The 18,134-nt window shown below is 70.9% G+C and carries 14 protein-coding genes; 10 read left to right on the top strand and 4 right to left on the bottom strand.

Going from position 1 to position 18,134, the window contains the following annotated elements:
• Positions 1-188: 188 nt before the first annotated feature.
• Positions 189-551: an ATP-binding protein gene (locus tag OG322_RS05740; RefSeq protein ID WP_123466241.1), complete on the top strand. Its 363-nt coding sequence runs from the start codon at positions 189-191 to the stop codon at positions 549-551.
• A 66-nt stretch (positions 552-617) separates the two neighbouring features.
• Here OG322_RS05740 and OG322_RS05735 read toward each other — a convergent pair whose 3' ends face one another.
• Both OG322_RS05735 and OG322_RS05730 read right to left on the bottom strand, forming a co-directional pair.
• Positions 618-1,685 carry a DUF2637 domain-containing protein gene (locus OG322_RS05735; RefSeq protein ID WP_329306134.1) on the bottom strand — a complete coding sequence of 356 codons (1,068 nt, stop codon included), beginning with the start codon at positions 1,683-1,685 and terminating at the stop codon, positions 618-620.
• A gap of 191 nt (positions 1,686-1,876) precedes the next feature.
• Positions 1,877-2,725 carry a (2Fe-2S)-binding protein gene (locus OG322_RS05730; RefSeq protein ID WP_123463513.1) on the bottom strand — a complete coding sequence of 283 codons (849 nt, stop codon included), beginning with the start codon at positions 2,723-2,725 and terminating at the stop codon, positions 1,877-1,879.
• Positions 2,726-2,869: 144 nt separating this feature from the next.
• Between OG322_RS05730 and OG322_RS05725 the strand changes: the two genes are divergently transcribed.
• A complete protein-coding gene (locus tag OG322_RS05725) occupies positions 2,870-3,622 on the top strand; it encodes a GntR family transcriptional regulator (RefSeq protein WP_123463515.1) in 753 nt (250 codons plus the stop codon).
• A gap of 26 nt (positions 3,623-3,648) precedes the next feature.
• Here the strand turns inward: OG322_RS05725 and OG322_RS05720 are convergent, their stop codons facing one another.
• On the bottom strand, positions 3,649-4,434 hold the full coding sequence (locus tag OG322_RS05720; protein ID WP_123466243.1) for a hypothetical protein: 786 nt from the start codon (positions 4,432-4,434) through the stop codon (positions 3,649-3,651).
• A 162-nt stretch (positions 4,435-4,596) separates the two neighbouring features.
• A complete protein-coding gene (locus OG322_RS05715) occupies positions 4,597-6,321 on the bottom strand; it encodes a PucR family transcriptional regulator (RefSeq protein WP_123463517.1) in 1,725 nt (574 codons plus the stop codon).
• A gap of 259 nt (positions 6,322-6,580) precedes the next feature.
• Here OG322_RS05715 and OG322_RS05710 point away from each other — a divergent pair, with 259 nt between their 5' ends.
• The 8 genes from OG322_RS05710 (at position 6,581) to OG322_RS05675 (ending at position 18,134) form a co-directional block, all read left to right on the top strand.
• Positions 6,581-7,471 (top strand): FAD binding domain-containing protein, encoded by an 891-nt coding sequence (locus OG322_RS05710; protein ID WP_123463519.1) that lies wholly within the window; start codon positions 6,581-6,583, stop codon positions 7,469-7,471.
• A 2-nt stretch (positions 7,472-7,473) separates the two neighbouring features.
• Positions 7,474-8,067 carry a (2Fe-2S)-binding protein gene (locus tag OG322_RS05705; protein ID WP_123463521.1) on the top strand — a complete coding sequence of 198 codons (594 nt, stop codon included), beginning with the start codon at positions 7,474-7,476 and terminating at the stop codon, positions 8,065-8,067.
• Between the two features lie 3 nt (positions 8,068-8,070).
• The gene (locus OG322_RS05700) at positions 8,071-10,455 is read left to right on the top strand and encodes a xanthine dehydrogenase family protein molybdopterin-binding subunit (RefSeq protein ID WP_123463523.1); all 2,385 of its coding nucleotides are present in this window, start codon (positions 8,071-8,073) and stop codon (positions 10,453-10,455) included.
• 266 nt (positions 10,456-10,721) lie between these two features.
• Entirely contained in the window at positions 10,722-12,179 is a 1,458-nt protein-coding gene (locus tag OG322_RS05695) for an NCS2 family permease (protein ID WP_123463525.1), read from the top strand.
• Positions 12,180-12,215: 36 nt separating this feature from the next.
• Complete coding sequence (locus OG322_RS05690) at positions 12,216-13,367, top strand: XdhC family protein (protein ID WP_123463528.1); 1,152 nt, start codon at positions 12,216-12,218, stop codon at positions 13,365-13,367.
• A gap of 107 nt (positions 13,368-13,474) precedes the next feature.
• On the top strand, positions 13,475-17,227 hold the full coding sequence (locus tag OG322_RS05685) for a S8 family peptidase (RefSeq protein ID WP_123463530.1): 3,753 nt from the start codon (positions 13,475-13,477) through the stop codon (positions 17,225-17,227).
• Between the two features lie 242 nt (positions 17,228-17,469).
• Positions 17,470-17,772, top strand: coding sequence for an urease subunit gamma (locus OG322_RS05680; RefSeq protein WP_266410708.1), 303 nt, complete (start codon positions 17,470-17,472; stop codon positions 17,770-17,772).
• Positions 17,769-18,134, top strand: coding sequence for an urease subunit beta (locus OG322_RS05675; protein WP_123463533.1), 366 nt, complete (start codon positions 17,769-17,771; stop codon positions 18,132-18,134). Before OG322_RS05680 ends, OG322_RS05675 begins: the two co-directional genes overlap by 4 nt.

The raw sequence follows: 18,134 nt of genomic DNA, 5'->3' as shown, positions 1-18,134 counted from the left end.
ATTCCACGTCCCGTCCGCCCGATCCGTACCGGATCGGGTGGTTCCGCACGCCGTGACACGTCGGCAAGCGTGACAGCCCATGGGCGGGGCATGCATTGCGTGAAGCGCATTCGACGAGGAGGAGGCGATTCACTGTGCGGGCGGGGGAGACGATGGAGCGTCAGGAAATGGGCCGGCTGCATCGCAGACTGGGCAGTGCCGATCTGGCGGCGATTTCCGAAGTGCGCGGTGCCGTAAGGGAATTACTGAGGTACCGGTGGAAGGAGGAGCCCGCGCAGGTGGCCGAGTTACTGCTCAGCGAACTGGTGACCAACGCGCTGGTCCACACGGACGACGGCGCGGTCGTCGCCGTCAGCGTGGCGCCGCGGAGACTGCGGGTGGAGGTGAGGGACTTCGTCCCCGGGATGCCCGTGTCGGACGTACCGAACGCCGACGACGGTACGCACGGCCGAGGGCTGGTCCTGGTGGAGAGCCTCGCGGACGCCTGGGGGGTCAGCCCGCAGGCGCTGGGCAAGGTGGTCTGGTTCGAGCTGGACGGCGAACGGCCCTGAGCATCCGAGGGATGGTCAGGGCCGTTCATCGCCAACCGTGTCGACCGGCGCGCCGTCGCGTGGGGATCAGCCGAACTGCTGCTCCAGGGCCTTCAGTTTCTGCTCCAGCGAGTCGAGCCGGGGCAGTGCATGGGTGTCGTCCTCGGCAGTGAGGCCGACGGCTCTGGGATCACTCGTGTTCAGGTCCGAGGCGCTCGTGGAGCTGGAGCCGCTGACGGCTTGCAGGGATGGTCGGGGCCGCAGCGGCAGCTGACCCTGCTCGGACAAGGCGGGCTCCGCTACGGACTGTGCGGAGCCCGCTGCGGCGATGGCCTGGACGTCCACTTGGGCGCCGCCCCGGCCCCAGGCCCGGTTCTGCCGGTTCAGGGCCTTGATCTGCGCCCGGTCCAGCTTCTCCTGGTCCTTCCTGCGGAGACGGTTCTGCTCCTCCTCCCTGCGGTCCTCGCGTACCTCGTCGACCGCCTCGTCCAGCGTGCGTACGCCTTCGAGCAGCATCAGCGACCAGGCGCCGAAGGTCTCCCGGGGTGCGCGCAGCCACCGTACGATCCGGATCTGCGGCAGCGGGCGGGGCACCAGGCCCTGTTCGCGAAGGGCGGCCCGGCGGGTCTGCTTCAGTGCCCGGTCGAAGAGCACGGCCGCCGACAACGACATCCCGGCGAAGAAGTGCGGGGCGCCGGCGTGGTCCAGGCCGCGCGGCGCGTGCACCCAGTTGAACCAGGCGGCGGCGCCGGCGAAGATCCACACCAGCAGCCGGGAGCCGAGGGCCGCGTCGCCGTGGCTGGCCTCCCGCACGGCGAGCACGGAGCAGAACATCGCTGCCCCGTCGAGGCCGAACGGCACCAGGTACTCCCAGCCCCCGGCGAGGCCGAGGTTTTGCCGGCCGAAGCCGACGAGCCCGTGGAAGGAGAGCGCGGCGGCGACCGCCGCGCAGCAGAACAGCAGAACGTACGAAGCCGAGGCGTAGAACGCTTCCTTGCGCCTGCGCCGGTCCTCGCTGCGTTCCCAGGTGTCGTCGGCCGCGGATGTGTCAGAGGTGCGCTTGCCGCGCGCGACCACCGCCACCGCCGCCATGACCCCCGCGACCAGCATGGCGCTCGGAAGCAGCCAGTCAAGCGAAATGTCGGTCAGTCTCATGCACGGTCCCTTGCGTCACGTAGGGAGTTTCGGGCGCCATCGTGACGGAAATTCCCTCAAGTCAAGGCGGTTTCGGGGCAAGTTAACGCCAATGGGGTGCTTGAGCCGGTCGATTTACGTGATCTGCTCGAACACCTCTCGGTGGCGGGGTAGTTGCGTTCGAATCACGTCACCCTTGCGGGTGGTGTGGATCAGGGAGCGGGCGTCAGCTTCTGGAGCCGGTCGGCATCACAGGTGCGCGGGCAGGTGACACAGGTGTCTTCGGGCCGCAGCGTGTAGAAGAGGCAGCAGCTCGCCCGGTCCCGGGTCGGCAGCGACTCGCCGTCCGGTCCGGTCAGTTCGCGGAAGCCCGCCGTGCCGACGTACGGCTTCGTGGTGCCCGGCAGGAGCGCCTCCAGCTCGGCCATGGCGCGCCGCTCCTCACCCAGGAGGTGGGCGATGTACCAGAGGCCCTCGACGATCTCGTCCGTCGCCATGCCCCACAGGGCCCGCTTGCCGCGCCGCATCCGCGGCCCGAAGCCGTCGAGCACCGGCCCGAGGTGCTCGGCCACGGACGAGAGGACCTCGGCGCGCAGCGCGGCCTCGTCCGCCACCACCCGGGCGCCCGGCAGCGCCGCCGCGGGATCGTCGGGGAGGCAGGCGAACTCCCTCACCCGGACGGTCAGATGACCCAGCGCCCGCTGGAAGGCGACGTCCTCGACCGGGATCCGGGGCACCCGCCGGTGCAGGAACCACGGCACCGTCACCAGCAGGCAGGCAGGCCAGGCGTAGCGGTGCAGGCCGAAGCTGGCGACCACGTCGGGCCGGGCCTGCTGTCCGTAGTCCCGCAGTACCTGCGCGTTGTCCCAGGCGAGGAAGGTGTCCAGGGCGCCGCCGCCGGCCGCGAGCTCGTGCGCGCCCACCCAGCCGACGCCGCCCGGGGTGGACTCGCCGTCCGCGAGCACCTCGGCCCGCAGTCCCGGGAAGACCTCGGCCAGGCGCGCGTACGCCTCGGTCACGGCCGAGGCTGTCGCTGCGGGGAGCAGGGCGGAGAGGGGCATACGAGGACCACCGTATCGCGATCGTTTAGAGGTAAGCCTTACCTTACCCGACCTGATCGATGTTTGAACTGAGGCCTCCTCCGCCTATCGTGCACAAGGGGCACGGCACAGGCGAGCCGTACCCGGCCGGCCGAGGAGGTACCCGTGGAGCAGGGCAGAGCGCGTGAGGAAGTGCGTCCGCCGCACGCGTCCGCGACCGCCCGCTCGTCTGTCCGGGTGCCCGAACAGGCCCGCGGTGAGCACACCCACGGCGAGCCGTCCCCGCCGCGTGCCGTGGTGCAGCGGCACTCCGTGCGCGGCCAGATCCTGGAGGCCCTGCGCGCCGCCCTCGTAGGCGGCGAGCTGATCCCCGGACAGGTCTACTCCGCCCCGGCCCTCGGCGCCCGCTTCGGGGTCTCCGCCACCCCGGTGCGCGAGGCGATGCAGCGGCTGGCCGTCGAGGGCGCCGTCGAGGTCGTGCCGAACCGCGGCTTCCGGGTCGCCGAGCGCGGCCCGCGCGAGCTGGCCGAACTGGCCGAGGTACGGGCGCTGATCGAGGTCCCCGTCATGGTGCGGCTCGCCCGCACCGTGCCGCCGGCGGGCTGGTGCGCCCTGCGCCCGCTGGCCGACGCCACCGTGGCGGCGGCGGCCGTCGGCGACCGGGCCGGTTACGCGGAGGCCGACCGGGCCTTCCACGGAGCGGTGCTCGCCCTCTCCGGCAACGCCCAGCTGGTGACGGTGGCCGACGAGCTGCACCGCCGTTCCCAGTGGCCACTGGAAACCAACCCCGTCACCCGCCGCGCCGACCTGCTGGCGGACGCCGCCGAGCACACCGCACTTCTGGACGCGCTGATCGCCCAGGACGTGATGGTCGTGCAGTCACTCGTACGGGAGCACTTCACCGGCTCCGGGGGCTGAGTGCGGCCGGGCCCCCGGGCGCGGCCTCAGTTGGACTCGGCCGTCTCCGGCCCCGGCGGGTCGATGTGCGGGGCCAGCCACGTCGGTACGCCGCCGAGCAGCCGGAAGAGCCTGCCCGCCTCGGCGCGCAGCCGGGTCGCCGCCTCGGGCTCCGGTTCCGCGTCCGCCATGGCGATGAGCGCCGGGGCCGTACCGACCAGGTAGCCCAGCTCCTCCCTTATCCGCAGGGACTCCGCGAAGCCGTGCCTGGCCTCCGCCAACTCCCCCTCGCGCAGGGCGATCAGGGCGAGATGGCGCCAGGTGGAGGAGAGGAGCAGTTCGTCGCCCTGGGCGGTGGCACCGGCATGGGCCCTGCGGTACGCGGCGCGTGCGGCCTGTGGCGAATCGGCGATGTTCTGGGCGATCAGGCCCCGCCGGAAGTCGAGCAGCGGGCGGCCCGCGGCGGCCGGGGCCAGCAGAGCCGCGGCCCGGCTCAGTGCCACCCGGGCCTCGTCGGCCCGGTCCCGCACACCGAGCAGCGTCGAGGCGTACGCGAGATGTCCGCGCTCGCAGGCGGCGGCCCCGCGCTCGGCGTCGTCGTGGGCCAGGGCCTCGGCGGTGCGCAGCGCGTCCTCGGCATCGGTCCAGCCCTGTCCCGTGTACAGACACCGCTCGGTCAGCAGAGCCGTCCGCTGGAGCGCCGCGGCCGGATCGGTGGCGGCGTCGTGTTCGAGCAGTGCCGCGGCGTCCGTCCAGCAGGCGCGTGACCTCAACCGCCATACCGCTGTCTGGAGCGGCGGATCGTCATCTGCTGTCGTTCCGGAACCAGACATGGCGGTATACGCCACATTGCCCTCCCCGAGCGCGCCATTGAGCTGTTGAGTCTGGCCGCATCACAGCACGGAATGGCACGCCCGGCCAAGAGGTCGAGGCAATGTCAGGTGAAAGTTTTCACAATCAACGGAAGCCGCCGGGGCCGCGGGAGCCCCCGGGAATCAGCTCATACGCAGGGCGAGGAAGAAATCGAGCTTGTCCTCCAGCCGTGAAAGGTCACGCCCCGTCAACTGCTCGATTCGCCCGATCCGGTAGCGCAGTGTGTTGACGTGCAGATGCAGCCGGGCCGCGCAGCGGGTCCACGAACCGTCGCAGTCCAGGAACGATTCCAGGGTCGGGATCAGCTCCGCGCGGTGCCGCCGGTCGTAGTCCCGCAGCGGGTCGAGCAGCCGTGCGGTGAACGCGCGACGCACGTCGTCCGGGACGAACGGCAGCAGCAGTACGTGCGAGGCCAGCTCGTGATGGCCGGCCGCGCAGACCCGCCCCGGACGGGCCGCCGCCACCCGGCGGGCGTGCCGGGCCTCCTCCAGCGCGCCGCGCAGCCCCTCGGGCGAATGCACCGCGGCGCTGACCCCCAGCGTCAGGCGGCCGTCGTCGGCCAGACCCGCGGAGAGCGGGGCCCGGACGGCGGCCAGCAGGACGTCGGCGTGCAGCGCGGCATCCTCCTCCGAGGGCTCCGGGCCGTCCGGGTCCGCCGCGTCCTCCGCATCCCCGGCCGGGAGAGCGACGGCGGGCAGCGGCACCAGCGCGACGGCCTCGTCGCCAAAGTGCGCGACGGCGATCCGGTCCGCGGAGTCGGGGCCGGTCACGGCCGGGTCGACCAGGATCTCCTCCAGCAGCGCCTGGGCGACCGGGCCGCCCGCGATGCCGGAGCCGGGCGTGCCCTGCTCGTCCCAGTCGACCCGGGCCACCACCACCTGCCAGTGCGGCGCGGCTCCGAGGCCGGGCAGCAGGACCGGCGCGGCCACCCGCAGCCTGGCCGCGATCTCGGCGGGCGGGGCGCCAGCCTGGACCAGTTCCAGGACCTCCTGGGCGAGCCGGCGGCGCACCGTACGGGCCGCGTCGCGCCGGTCGCGTTCGACCGCGATCAGCTGGGTCACGCCCTGGAGCAGGTCGAGCCGGGCGGCCGGCCAGTCGCTCGCGTCGGCCTCGACGGCGAGCAGCCAGTCGGAGAGCACCGACTCGCGCACATCACGGGAGGCCGGCACGGCACCCCTGGCGTTGTTCCGGATCGGGAAGAGCGAATACGCCACCCCGCCGATCGCCGCCCGGTAGGGGGCGCGGCGGCCGGTACGGACCGCGGCCAGATGGACACCGGCCAGTTCCGCGCCGACCGGTCCGGGCAGCGGCGCACCGGCGCCCGCGAGCTGCCGGCCGGTGGGCGAGAGCACCCAGGCCTGCAGGTCCAGGTCGGAGCCGAGCAGATCGAGGACCACCTCCGGTCCGCCACCCGCCGGTCCCGACGTCATCAGCCGGCGGTGCCGGTCGACCACCGCCGCCAGATCACCGGCGCGCTCGCCGGACACCTGGCGGACCACATGCTCGGTGATCGTTGCGAACGCGACGCTCTCGTTGACGGCGAAGAGCGGCAGCCGGTGCCGGCGGCACGCCTCGACCAGATCGTCCGGGATGTCGCCGAGCTCCGCCTCGCCCGCCGCGAGCCCGGCGACACCGGCGCCCGCGAGGATACGTACGAACGGCTCGGAGTCCTTCGCGTCCCGGCGCCAGGCCAGACCGGTCAGGACCAGCTCGCCGCCCGTCAGATAGCGGCTGGGGTCCCGCAGGTCGGTGGTCATCACGCCGCGGACCGACCGGTCCAGCTCGTCGTCGCCGCCGAGGAGCCGCAGGCCCAGCGCGTCGGTCTCCAGCAGTGCGCGCAGCCGCATCTCGTCGCCGCCGATCTCATTCGTTGGTGCGGGTGAAAACTGGGTGTTGCGGTGAGGTCACAGAGACCCGTCATTCGTTCGAATCTACAAGACGAGGACGAAGACCAGCCAACTCCTTCATGGTTTCGGTGACTGCACCAAGTGGAGCAAGGCTTGTGTACTGGGTCACACACCGAGTGAACAACGTATGAACGACCAGTCGAGGGCCGGCCGTCCCCAGCCCCAGCGAACGACCCGATTGAGAAGAAGAGAGCCACTCATGGACTTCCTTCGCCCCGCCAGCTGGGAGGAGGCGCTCGCCGCCAAGGCCGAGCACCCTACGGCTGTGCCCATCGCGGGCGGCACCGATGTGATGGTCGAGATCAACTTCGACCACCGGCGGCCCGAGTACCTCCTGGACCTGAACCGCATCGGTGAACTGTCCGAGTGGGAGGTGGGCCAGGAGAGCGTACGGCTCGGCGCCTCCGTCCCGTACAGCGCCATCATGGAGCACCTGCGGGCCGAGCTGCCCGGTCTGGCGCTCGCCTCGCACACCGTCGCCTCGCCGCAGATCCGCAACCGCGGCGGCGTCGGCGGCAACCTGGGCACCGCCTCGCCCGCCGGGGACGCCCACCCGGCGCTGCTCGCCGCGGGTGCCGAGGTGGAGGCCGAGTCCGTACGCGGAACCCGGCTGATCCCCATCGACGCCTTCTACACCGGCGTCAAGCGCAACGCCCTGGAACCGGACGAGCTGATCCGGGCCGTGCACATCAAGAAGGCCGACGGGCCGCAGCAGTACTCCAAGGTCGGCACCCGCAACGCGATGGTCATCGCCGTCTGCGCCTTCGGCCTCGCCCTGCACCCCGAGACCCGCACCGTCCGTACCGGCATCGGATCCGCCGCCCCGACACCCGTACGGGCGAAGGCGGCCGAGGAGTTTCTGAACGCCGCCCTCGAGGAGGGCGGGTTCTGGGAGAGCCGCACGATCATCACACCGTCCGTCGCCAAGCAGTTCGCCACGCTCGCCGCGGGTGCCTGCAACCCGATCGACGACGTGCGCGGCACCGCGAGCTATCGCAGGCACGCGGTCGGGATCATGGCCCGCCGGACCCTCGGCTGGACCTGGGAGACGTACCGCGGCAACGGCCGCAGCACCGAAGGAGCCGCATAACCATGCGCGTCAATTTCACGGTCAATGGCCGCAGGCACGAGGCCGACGACGTCTGGGAGGGCGAGTCCCTCCTCTACGTCCTGCGTGAGCGGATGGGCCTGCCCGGTTCCAAGAACGCCTGCGAGCAGGGCGAGTGCGGTTCCTGCACCGTCCGCCTCGACGGGGTGCCGGTCTGCTCCTGCCTGGTCGCCGCCGGCCAGGTCGAGGGCCGCGAGGTCGTCACCGTGGAGGGCCTCGCCGACTTCGCCGCCCACCGCACCGAGGCCCACCCGGGCACCGGCTGCGCCTCCGGTGCCTGCGGCACCGCACTGGACAAGGCCCGCCGGTGGGAGGCGAAGCCGGGCGGCGAGGACACCCGGGACACCGGTGAGCTCTCCCCGATCCAGCAGGCGTTCATCGACGCCGGAGCCGTCCAGTGCGGCTTCTGCACCCCCGGCCTGCTGATCGCCGCCGACGAGCTGCTGGAGCGCACCCCGGAGCCCTCCGACGCGGACATCCGCGAGGCGCTCTCCGGCAACCTCTGCCGCTGCACCGGCTACGAGAAGATCCTCGACGCGGTCCGCCTCGCGGCCGCCCGCGCGGAAGAGACGGTCTAGACGATGGGCGTTACCGGTTCCCCCACCAATATCAACCAGGGCACCCGCACCAAGGGCGGCATCGGCGAGTCCACGATGCGGCCCGACGGCATCCTGAAGGTCACCGGCGAGTTCGCGTACTCCTCGGACATGTGGCACGAGGACATGCTCTGGGGCCACACCCTGCGCTCCACCGTCGCGCACGCCGAGATCGTCTCGATCGACATCGCCGAGGCGCTCGCCACCTCCGGCGTCTACGCCGTGCTCACCTACGACGACCTGCCGACCTCGGTGAAGAACTACGGCCTGGAGTTCCAGGACACCCCCGTCCTCGCCCACGGCAAGGTCCGCCACCACGGTGAGCCGGTGGCGCTCGTCGCCGCCGACCACCCGGAGACGGCCCGCCGCGCCGCCGCCAAGATCAAGATCGACTACCGCGAGCTGCCCGTCATCACCGACGAGGCCTCCGCGACCGCCGACGACGCGATCCTCGTCCACGAGAACCGCGACGACCACCACATCGGCCACGTACCGCACCCCAACATCGTCCACCGCCAGCCGGTCATCCGCGGCGACGCGGAGGCGGCGAAGGCCCGCGCCGATGTCGTGGTCAGCGGTGAGTACGTCTTCGGCATGCAGGACCAGGCCTTCCTCGGCCCCGAGTCCGGCATGGCCGTGCCTGCCGAGGACGGCGGCGTCGACCTGTACGTCGCCACCCAGTGGCTGCACTCCGACCTGAACCAGATCGCTCCCGTCCTCGGCCTGCCCAAGGACAAGGTCCGCATGACGCTCTCCGGCGTCGGCGGAGCCTTCGGCGGCCGCGAGGACCTGTCGATGCAGATCCACGCCTGCCTGCTGGCGCTGCGCACCGGCAAGCCGGTGAAGATCGTCTACAACCGCTTCGAGTCCTTCTTCGGCCACGTCCACCGTCACCCGGCCAAGCTCTGGTACGAGCACGGCGCGACCCGTGACGGCAAGCTCACGCACATGAAGTGCCGCATCGTGCTGGACGGCGGCGCCTACGCCTCCGCCTCCCCGGCCGTCGTCGGCAACGCCTCCTCGCTCGCCGTCGGCCCGTACGTCATCGAGGACGTCGACATCGAGGCGCTGGCCCTCTACACCAACAACCCGCCGTGCGGCGCGATGCGCGGCTTCGGCGCCGTCCAGGCCTGCTTCGCCTACGAGGCGCAGATGGACAAGGTCGCCGCCGAACTCGGCATGGACCCGGTCGAGTTCAGGCAGCTCAACGCCATGGAGCAGGGCACCCTGCTGCCGACCGGGCAGCAGGTCGACTCGCCCGCCCCGGTCGCCGAGCTGCTGCGCCGGGTCAAGGCCAGGCCGCTGCCGCCGGAGCGTCAGTGGGAGAGCGCCGGCGAGGAGGCCGACGTGCGGGCGCTGCCCGGCGGACTCTCCAACACCACGCACGGCGAAGGCGTCGTACGCGGTGTCGGCTACGCGGTCGGCCTGAAGAACGTCGGCTTCTCCGAGGGCTTCGACGACTACTCCACCGCCCGGGTGCGCATGGAGGTCATCGGCGGCGAACCCGTCGCGACCGTGCACACCGCCATGGCGGAGGTCGGACAGGGCGGCGTCACCGTGCACGCCCAGATCGCCCGTACCGAACTCGGCGTCGCCCAGGTCACCATCCACCCGGCCGACACCTGGGTCGGTTCGGCCGGCTCGACCTCCGCCTCCCGGCAGACGTACGTCACCGGCGGCGCCGTGAAGAACTCCTGCGAGGCCGTACGCGAGCAGGTGCTGGAGATCGGCCGCCGCAAGTTCGGCACGTACCACCCCGCCTGGGCCACCGCCGAACTCCTCCTGGAGGGCGGCAAGGTCGTCACCGACGGCGGCGAGGTACTGGCCGATCTGGCCGACGTGCTGGAGGGCGAGGCGGTCGACATCGAGCTGGAGTGGCGCCACCGGCCCACCGTGGCCTTCGACCTGCGCACCGGACAGGGCAACGGCCACGTCCAGTACTCCTTCGCCGCCCACCGCGCGGTCGTCGAGGTCGACACCGAGCTCGGACTGGTCAAGGTCATCGAACTGGCCTGCGCCCAGGACGTCGGCAAGGCACTCAACCCGCTGTCGGTCGTGGGCCAGATCCAGGGCGGCACCCTCCAGGGAATGGGCATCGCCGTCATGGAGGAGATCATCGTCGACCCCAAGACCGCGAAGGTGCGCAACCCCTCCTTCACGGACTACCTGCTCCCCACCATCCTCGACACGCCGACCATCCCGGTCGACGTGCTCGAACTCGCCGACGACCACGCCCCGTACGGGCTCCGTGGCGTCGGCGAGGCCCCCACCCTGTCGTCCACCCCGGCCGTCCTCGCGGCGATCCGGAACGCGACGGGACTGGAGCTCAACAGGACGCCGGTACGACCCGAGCACCTCACCGGCGCCTGACCGGGGCTCCTCCACAGCTCTCCGGGCGGTGCGCGCCTCCAGGGAACGTCACACGTCCTGTGCCCGCACCGCCCGGAGAACCCAAGCTCCGCACCGCTCGCGGCTCTTGACCGGAACCACCGCAGAAGCAGTACCCGTACATCCACTCTGCATGAACAGTTCGCCTCGGGCCGTCCCCCGGGTCGTGCCGCCCGCGCAGTCATCCCAAAACCCGCATCTCGAACCACCATCGCGGGTGCCCCTGTGAACCTTGGGAGTCAGGCATCATGACCCAGCAGTCAGTGGAGCCCACGACCACCGCGGAGGAAGCGGGCCCCGGCTCGCGCGTCCCCGCCGGCAGATCTTGGCTCGACCGGTACTTTCACATATCCGAACGCGGATCGACCGTCGCACGCGAAGTGCGCGGCGGTGTCACGACCTTCATGGCCATGGCATACATCCTGCTGCTCAATCCGCTCATCCTCGGCGGCAAGGATGTCGACGGAAACATCCTCAGCCAGCCGGGTCTGATCACCGCCACCGCGTTCGCGGCGGCGGCGACCACCCTGCTGATGGGGTTCGTCGGCAAGGTTCCCCTCGCGCTCGCCGCGGGGCTCAGCGTCTCCGGCGTCCTGTCCTCACAGGTCGCCCCCGAAATGACCTGGCCGCAGGCCATGGGCATGTGCGTGATGTACGGGCTGGTGATCTGCCTCCTGGTGGTCACCGGTCTGCGTGAGCTGATCATGAACGCGATCCCGCTCGCGCTGAAGCACGGCATCACCATGGGCATCGGCCTGTTCATCGCGCTCATCGGCCTCTACAAGGCCGGATTCGTGGGCAAGGGCGTCGCCACCCCGGTGTCCCTCGGCCCGACCGGTGAACTCGCCGGCTGGCCCGTCCTCATCTTCGCGGTGACGCTGCTGCTCATCTTCATGCTCCAGGCCCGCAACATCCCCGGCGCGATCCTGATCGGCATCGTCGTCGGCACCGTGGTCGCCATCGTGATCAACAAGCTCGCCGATGTCGACCCGAAGATCTGGAGCAGCGGCCCGCCCGAGCTCAAGGGTTCCGCGGTCTCCTCGCCGGACTTCTCGCTCTTCGGGGACGTCCAGTTCGGCGGCTGGGGCGATGTCGGCGCGATGACCGTCGGCTTCATCGTCTTCACCCTCGTGCTGGCCGGCTTCTTCGACGCGATGGCCACCATCATCGGTGTCGGTACGGAGGCCAAGCTGGCCGACGACAAGGGGCGGATGCCGGGCCTGTCCAAGGCGCTGTTCATCGACGGCGCCGGCGGTGCGATCGGCGGCGTCGCCGGTGGCTCCGGGCAGACGGTCTTCGTGGAGTCGGCGACCGGAGTCGGGGAGGGAGCCCGTACCGGACTCGCCTCCGTCGTCACCGGCCTGTTCTTCGCGGCCTGTCTCTTCTTCACCCCGCTCACGGCGATCGTGCCGGCCGAGGTGGCGTCCGCCGCCCTGGTCGTCATCGGCGCCATGATGATGCAGAACGCCCGCCACGTGGACTGGAGCGACCGTGCCGTCGCCATCCCGGTCTTCCTCACCGTGGTCCTGATGCCGTTCACGTACACCATCACCACCGGTGTGGCGGCAGGTGTCATCTCCTGGGTCGCGATCAAGGTCGCCCAGGGCCGGGCCCGCGAGGTCGGGGCCTTCATGTGGGGGCTGACGGTGATCTTCATCGTCTACTTCGCGCTCCACCCGCTCGAGAGCTGGCTGGGCGTCAGCTGACGCACGGCTCTTCACACATCCGTCAAGGAGACCGAGATGCTGGACATCGCCGAGGAGCTCGACCGATGGGTCGGGCAAGGACGCGACTTCGCGGTGGCCACCGTCGTGGCCGTCGGGGGCAGCGCGCCCAGGCAGCCGGGCGCCGCACTGGCCGTCGACCGTGACGGCACGGTGATCGGATCGGTCTCCGGCGGGTGTGTGGAGGGCGCGGTGTACGAACTGTGCCAACAGGCCCTCGATGACGGCATCACCGTCCGGGAGCAGTTCGGCTACAGCGACGAGGACGCCTTCGCGGTCGGTCTGACCTGCGGCGGCATCATCGACATCCTGGTGACACCGGTCCGGGCGGACGACCCCGCCCGCCCGGTGTACGCCGCCGCGCTCGCCACCGCCGCCCGGGGGGAAGCGGCCGCGGTCGCCCGGATCACCGACGGGCCCGCCGGACTCCTCGGCCGGCCCCTGCTGGTCCGGCCGGGCGGCGGTTACGAGGGCGGGCTCGGGGGACACCCCGAGCTCGACCGCACCGCCGCCGCCGAGGCCCGCGCGATGCTGGACGCGGGCCGCACCGGCCCCCTCACCATCGGCGCCGACGGCTCGCTCTGCGGGCAGCCCCTCACGCTGCTCGTCGAGTCCAGCGTCCCGCCGCCCCGGATGATCGTGTTCGGGGCCATCGACTTCGCCGCCGCGCTGGTGCGGGCCGGGAAGTTCCTCGGCTACCACGTCACGGTGTGCGACGCCCGCCCCGTCTTCGCCACGAAGGCCAGATTCCCGGAAGCGGACGAGCTGGTCGTCGACTGGCCGCACCGCTATCTGGCCAGGACCGGCGTCGACGCCCGTACCGTCCTGTGCGTGCTCACCCATGACGCCAAGTTCGATGTCCCGCTGCTGGAGGCCGCGTTGAAGCTGCCGGCCGCGTACGTCGGTGCGATGGGCTCGCGCCGCACGCATCTGCAGCGCAACGACCGGCTGCGCGAGGCCGGGGTCACCGAACGGGAACTGGCCCGGCTGCACTCGCCGATCGGCCTCGACCTGGGTGCCCGTACGCCCGAGGAGACCGCCCTGTCGATAGCCGCCGAGATCGTCGCCGCCCGGCGCGGCGGCAGCGGTGTTCCGCTGACCGGCGCGCATACCCCGATCCATCACAGCAGCGCCGTGCCGCCCGCCGGGCGCATGGCCTCCGTGGCCTGAACAGGCCCTCCGCGGGCACCCGCGCCGACCGGCGGGTTGCCGCCACGGCGCATTCACGCCAGGTGTGAACCTCACCGCAGCCGCCGATTTACCGGTAGATCAGCTGCATGACATTCACCCCCTCCACTGTCTCCGGCCGGGCGAGACCCGCTCGTGCGGGGCGCAGGGCCCTCCTCATAGCGACTTCCGTCGCCCTGGTGAGCGGCGCACTGCTTCCCGCCACGGGCGCCGCCTCCGCGGCCACCGGTCACCTCCCGTCCACCGGCCACCCGGCCACCCCCGTCAAGCAGTACGACATCACCCTGCTCACCGGGGACGTCGTCCACTACGCCGACGGGGCCGGAAAGCAGGACACCGTCACCGTGGACCGCCCCGACGGCGCGTCCGGCGGAGTGCACGTCCAGCAGGCGGGCGACGACGTCTACGTCCTGCCCGACGAGGCGGCGGGCCTGATCGCCGCCGGCAAGCTGGACCGCCGGCTCTTCAACGTCACCGCGCTCGCGAAGATGGGCTACGACGACAAGAAGTCCGGCGGCATCCCGCTGATCGCCACCTACCCGGCGGGCAAGGCCCGTTCGCTGCCCGCCGCACCCCGGGGCAGCAAGACGGTCCGCCGGCTGGAGAGCATCCACGGCGCGGCGCTGAAGGCGGCCAAGGCCACCACCCGCGCCTTCTGGGACGACATCGCCGCCACGCCCAAGGCCCGTTCGCTCGACAACGGCATCGGCCGGCTCTGGCTCGACGGCCGGGTCGAGGCCGCGCTGAAGGACTCCGTCCCGCAGGTCAACGCCCCGCAGGCCTGGGCCGCCGGCTACGACGGCAAGGGCTCCAAGGTCGCCGTCCTGGACACCGGTATCGACGCCGACCACCCGGACGTCAAGGACCGCGTCCTGGAGTCCAGGAGCTTCGTGCCCGGCCAGGAGGTCGACGACAAGAACGGCCACGGCACGCACGTCGCCTCCACGATCGCGGGCTCCGGCGCCGCGTCCGGCGGTCTCAACAAGGGCGTCGCCCCGGCCGCCGGCCTGATCATCGGCAAGGTGCTGAGCGACGAGGGCTCCGGTGCGGACTCCGGCATCATCGAGGCGATGGAGTGGGCCAAGGCGGAGGGCGCCGACGTCGTCTCCATGAGCCTGGGCTCCAGCATTCCGGACGACGGTTCGGACCCGATGTCGCAGGCCGTCGACGCCCTCTCGGCCGACGGTGGTCCGCTCTTCGTGATCGCGGCGGGCAACGCCTACGGCGCGGGCACCATCGGCTCGCCCGGCTCGGCGGAGAAGGCGCTCACCATCGCCGCCGTCGACAAGCAGGACAACCGCGCGGGCTTCTCCTCCATGGGCCCGCTGACCCGCAGCTACGGTCTGAAGCCCGACCTCTCCGCCCCGGGCGTGGACATCAACGCCGCCGCCTCGCAGTCGGTCCCCGGCATCGAGGGCATGTACCAGTCGATGTCCGGTACGTCGATGGCGACGCCGCATGTCGCGGGCGCCGCCGCCATCGTGAAGCAGCGTCACCCCGACTGGTCCGGTCAGCGCATCAAGGACGCGCTGATGACCTCGTCGAAGGAACTGCCGGACTACACGCCGTACGAGCAGGGCAGCGGCCGGCTCGATGTGAAGGCGGCGATCGACACCACGATCGAGGCCACCGGCTCCGTCGCGGTCGCGTCCTACAACTGGCCGCACTCCGACTCCGACCCGGTTGCCGAGCGGACCATCACCTACCGCAACACCGGGAAGACGGACGTCACGCTGGACCTGGCGGCCGACACGGACGCCGACGCCTACACCCTGTCGGCGAAGCAGCTGACCGTGCCCGCCGGTTCGACCGCCGAGGCCGTGCTCTCGCTCGACCCGTCCAAGGTCGCCAACAACACCACCTTCTCCGGACAGGTGATCGCGAAGGACGCCACCGGCGCCACCGTCGCGCACACCGGCTTCGCGCTCAACAAGGAGCAGGAGCTCTACGACCTGAAGATCGAGCTGCGCGACCGCGCGGGCAAGCCGATGGACGGACAGGTCGCCTTCGCCGCCCTCGGCGACGAGAACATCGGCGTCGTCGGGGTGTCGGGTGAGACCACGCTGCGGCTGCCGCCGGGCAACTACACCGCCTGGACCGCCGCCGACATCAAGGGCGACACCGCCGACTCGCAGGCCCTCGCCTTCCTGGCGGCCCCCGAGATCATTCTCGACAAGTCGACGACGGTCTCCCTCGATGCCTCGAAGGCCCACAAGATCGCCGTGAAGACGCCGAAGGAGACCGAGACCCGCCAGCTGCGCTACGACATGGCGCGCACCGCACCGGACGGCACCGTCCAGCGCGACGCGTACCAGATCCCGCTGACGTACGACCAGCTGTGGGCGAGCCCGACCAAGAAGGTCACCAAGGGCAGCTTCTCCTTCCTGACCCGCTGGCGCCAGGGCGAGAAGCTGATCGACCTGACGGCCGACGGCCGTGATGTGCCGGTGACCGTGCAGAGCGGATCCCCCGTCGCCGAGGACAGCCGGAAGAAGCTCGGCAGCGTCTTCGCGGGCGACGGCGCCGCCGCCGACTACCGGGGCATCAGCGCCAGGGGCAAGGCCGTCGTGATCCGCAGCAGCACCGCGGTGACCCCGGCCGACCGGATCGCGGCGGCGGTCGCGGCCGGGGCCGAGGCGCTCTTCGTCGTCAACCAGGGCGACGGCGTGCTGATGGAGTCCTACACCGACTACGGCACCACGGCGGCCATCCCGATCGCCACCGTTCGGCGCCTGGCCGGCGACGGACTGGTCAAGGCCGCCCAGCGCGGCAAGAAGGTGACCGTCGAACAGCGGAGGTTCGCGCGCTACGTGTACGACCTGGTCGACCGCCACGACGGTACGATTCCGGACCGTTCGCTGGCCTTCGCCCCGGCCGCCCGTCAGCTGGCGAAGGTGGAGAACACCTTCTACGGCAACCGCGACGTCGTCGGCGGCGGATTCCGCTACGACATCCCCGACTACGGCTACGGCATCGGCTTCCAGGAGTACGAGAGGTTCCCCGGCACCCGCACCGAATGGGTCACCCCGCTGCCCGGCGCCTCGTTCTGGTACGAGGACCACTCGGTCTTCAACGACGACGGCACGGACGTCGCGCTGGAGGAGCGCAGCGGCACCATGGACTACCAGGCGGGCCGCGACTACCGGGGCACGTGGTTCGCACCGGTCAGCCGCCCGCGGCTGGGCACCGGCTACTGGGGTCCGTTCCGCTCCGAGTACAACGACATCCAGTTCAACATCACCCCGTGGACGGACTCGGGTGCCGGCCACTCCGGCTCGATGGAGAACGAGTACGACAACGGCACCATCGCCTTCTTCCAGGGCGACACGCAGCTCAGCAAGTCGGCGGGCCGCGCGGGCTACGCCTTCGACCTCTCGCCCGAGAAGCTCCCCTACCGCCTCGCGCTCGACGCCTCGCGCGACGAGGGGACCTGGAAGACCTCGATCCGGACCCACACCGAGTGGAACTTCCTCTCGGGCGCGATCGACCCGGCCGGACCGGGACAGGCCGACATCCCGCTCCTCCAGCTGGACTACGACGTCAAGACCGACCTGGCCGGTGACGTGAAGGCCGGGAAGACGACCGAGATCGGTCTCTCGTCCGCCACGCAGGAGTGGCTGGACGGTGCGGTGAAGGCGAAGAAGGCCTCGCTGTCGGTCAGCTACGACGACGGGGAGAGCTGGAGCGCGGTGCAGCTGAAGAAGGACTCGGCCGGTTCCTGGACCGCCCGGTTCAAGACCCCGAAGAAGGGTGCCACCGCGGTTTCGCTCAAGGCGCACGCCGAGGCCGGCGACGGTTTCACCGTGGACCAGGAGATCATCCGGGCCTTCGGCCTGAAGTGACCTGCTGAGGTTTCCTCTTGAGGCGGCCGCGCACCCCTGAACCGGGGTGTGCGGCCGCCTCTCGCATGGTCCCACGATGACCAAAATTTGTCTGCTTTGCCCGTATATAGTGGGTCATGATGCAAGAAAGGGACTTTTTGCGGTGTGGCGCAAGTTGCCACGGCCCTGCCCGGAGGCTTATAAGAGGACGGTGGCCAAGGCGATTCCGGGAATTCCGGGAACTGCCGCCATGGAGGTTTCCCATGTTTCTCACTCCGTCCGACACGGATAAATTACTGCTGAGTGTTGCCGGAATGGTTGCCCGCGACCGGCGGGAGCGCGGCGTACGCCTGAACTACCCCGAGGCCGTCGCCCTGCTCGCCTGCTGGGCGATGGAACGAGCCCGGGAAGGGGCCGGGGTCGCCGACCTCATGACTCTGGGAAGATCCGTACTCACCCGCGCTGACGTGCTCGAAGGTGTCCCGGAGATGCTGCACGACGTTCAGGTCGAAGCGACCTTCCCCGACGGGCGCAAGCTCGTCACGATCACCTCGCCGATCCCGTGATCCCCGGCGAGATCCGTACCGGGCCCGGCGTGGTCCACGTGAATTCCGACCGTCGGAAATTGCGGCTCACCGTGGTGAACGACGGGGACCGGCCTATTCAGATCGGATCGCATTTCCATTTCTTCGACGTGAATCCCGCGCTTTCCTTCGACCGGTCGCAGGCCGAGGGATTCCGGCTCGATATCCCGTCCGGTACGTCGCTGCGCTTCGAGCCCGGCGTCGGCGCGGAGATCACCCTCGTCGAGCTCGGCGGACGCGGAACGGTGCCGGGCATCGTCGTCCGCACCGCGCCCTGGTTCCGAGGCGCGGAAGGTACAGCAGCGGGCGCCGCACAGGATGCCGCAGAAACGGAGGGCGTGTGA

The sequence above is a fragment of the Streptomyces sp. NBC_01260 genome (assembly GCF_036226405.1).
In the GTDB taxonomy this organism is placed as follows: Bacteria; Actinomycetota; Actinomycetes; order Streptomycetales; family Streptomycetaceae; genus Streptomyces; species Streptomyces laculatispora.
This window is presented reverse-complemented; position numbering and strand designations above follow the sequence as displayed.

Bases quoted from the DNA above. Each gene is read 5' to 3' on its own strand.
- OG322_RS05735 (WP_329306134.1), bottom strand. From the start codon at position 1,685: ATGAGACTGACCGACATTTCGCTTGACTGGCTGCTTCCGAGCGCCATG.
- OG322_RS05730 (WP_123463513.1), bottom strand. From the start codon at position 2,725: ATGCCCCTCTCCGCCCTGCTCCCCGCAGCGACAGCCTCGGCCGTGACC.
- OG322_RS05720 (WP_123466243.1), bottom strand. From the start codon at position 4,434: ATGTCTGGTTCCGGAACGACAGCAGATGACGATCCGCCGCTCCAGACA.
- OG322_RS05715 (WP_123463517.1), bottom strand. From the start codon at position 6,321: ATGCGGCTGCGCGCACTGCTGGAGACCGACGCGCTGGGCCTGCGGCTC.
- OG322_RS05710 (WP_123463519.1), top strand. From the start codon at position 6,581: ATGGACTTCCTTCGCCCCGCCAGCTGGGAGGAGGCGCTCGCCGCCAAG.
- OG322_RS05705 (WP_123463521.1), top strand. From the start codon at position 7,474: ATGCGCGTCAATTTCACGGTCAATGGCCGCAGGCACGAGGCCGACGAC.
- OG322_RS05700 (WP_123463523.1), top strand. From the start codon at position 8,071: ATGGGCGTTACCGGTTCCCCCACCAATATCAACCAGGGCACCCGCACC.
- OG322_RS05695 (WP_123463525.1), top strand. From the start codon at position 10,722: ATGACCCAGCAGTCAGTGGAGCCCACGACCACCGCGGAGGAAGCGGGC.
- OG322_RS05690 (WP_123463528.1), top strand. From the start codon at position 12,216: ATGCTGGACATCGCCGAGGAGCTCGACCGATGGGTCGGGCAAGGACGC.
- OG322_RS05685 (WP_123463530.1), top strand. From the start codon at position 13,475: ATGACATTCACCCCCTCCACTGTCTCCGGCCGGGCGAGACCCGCTCGT.
- OG322_RS05680 (WP_266410708.1), top strand. From the start codon at position 17,470: ATGTTTCTCACTCCGTCCGACACGGATAAATTACTGCTGAGTGTTGCC.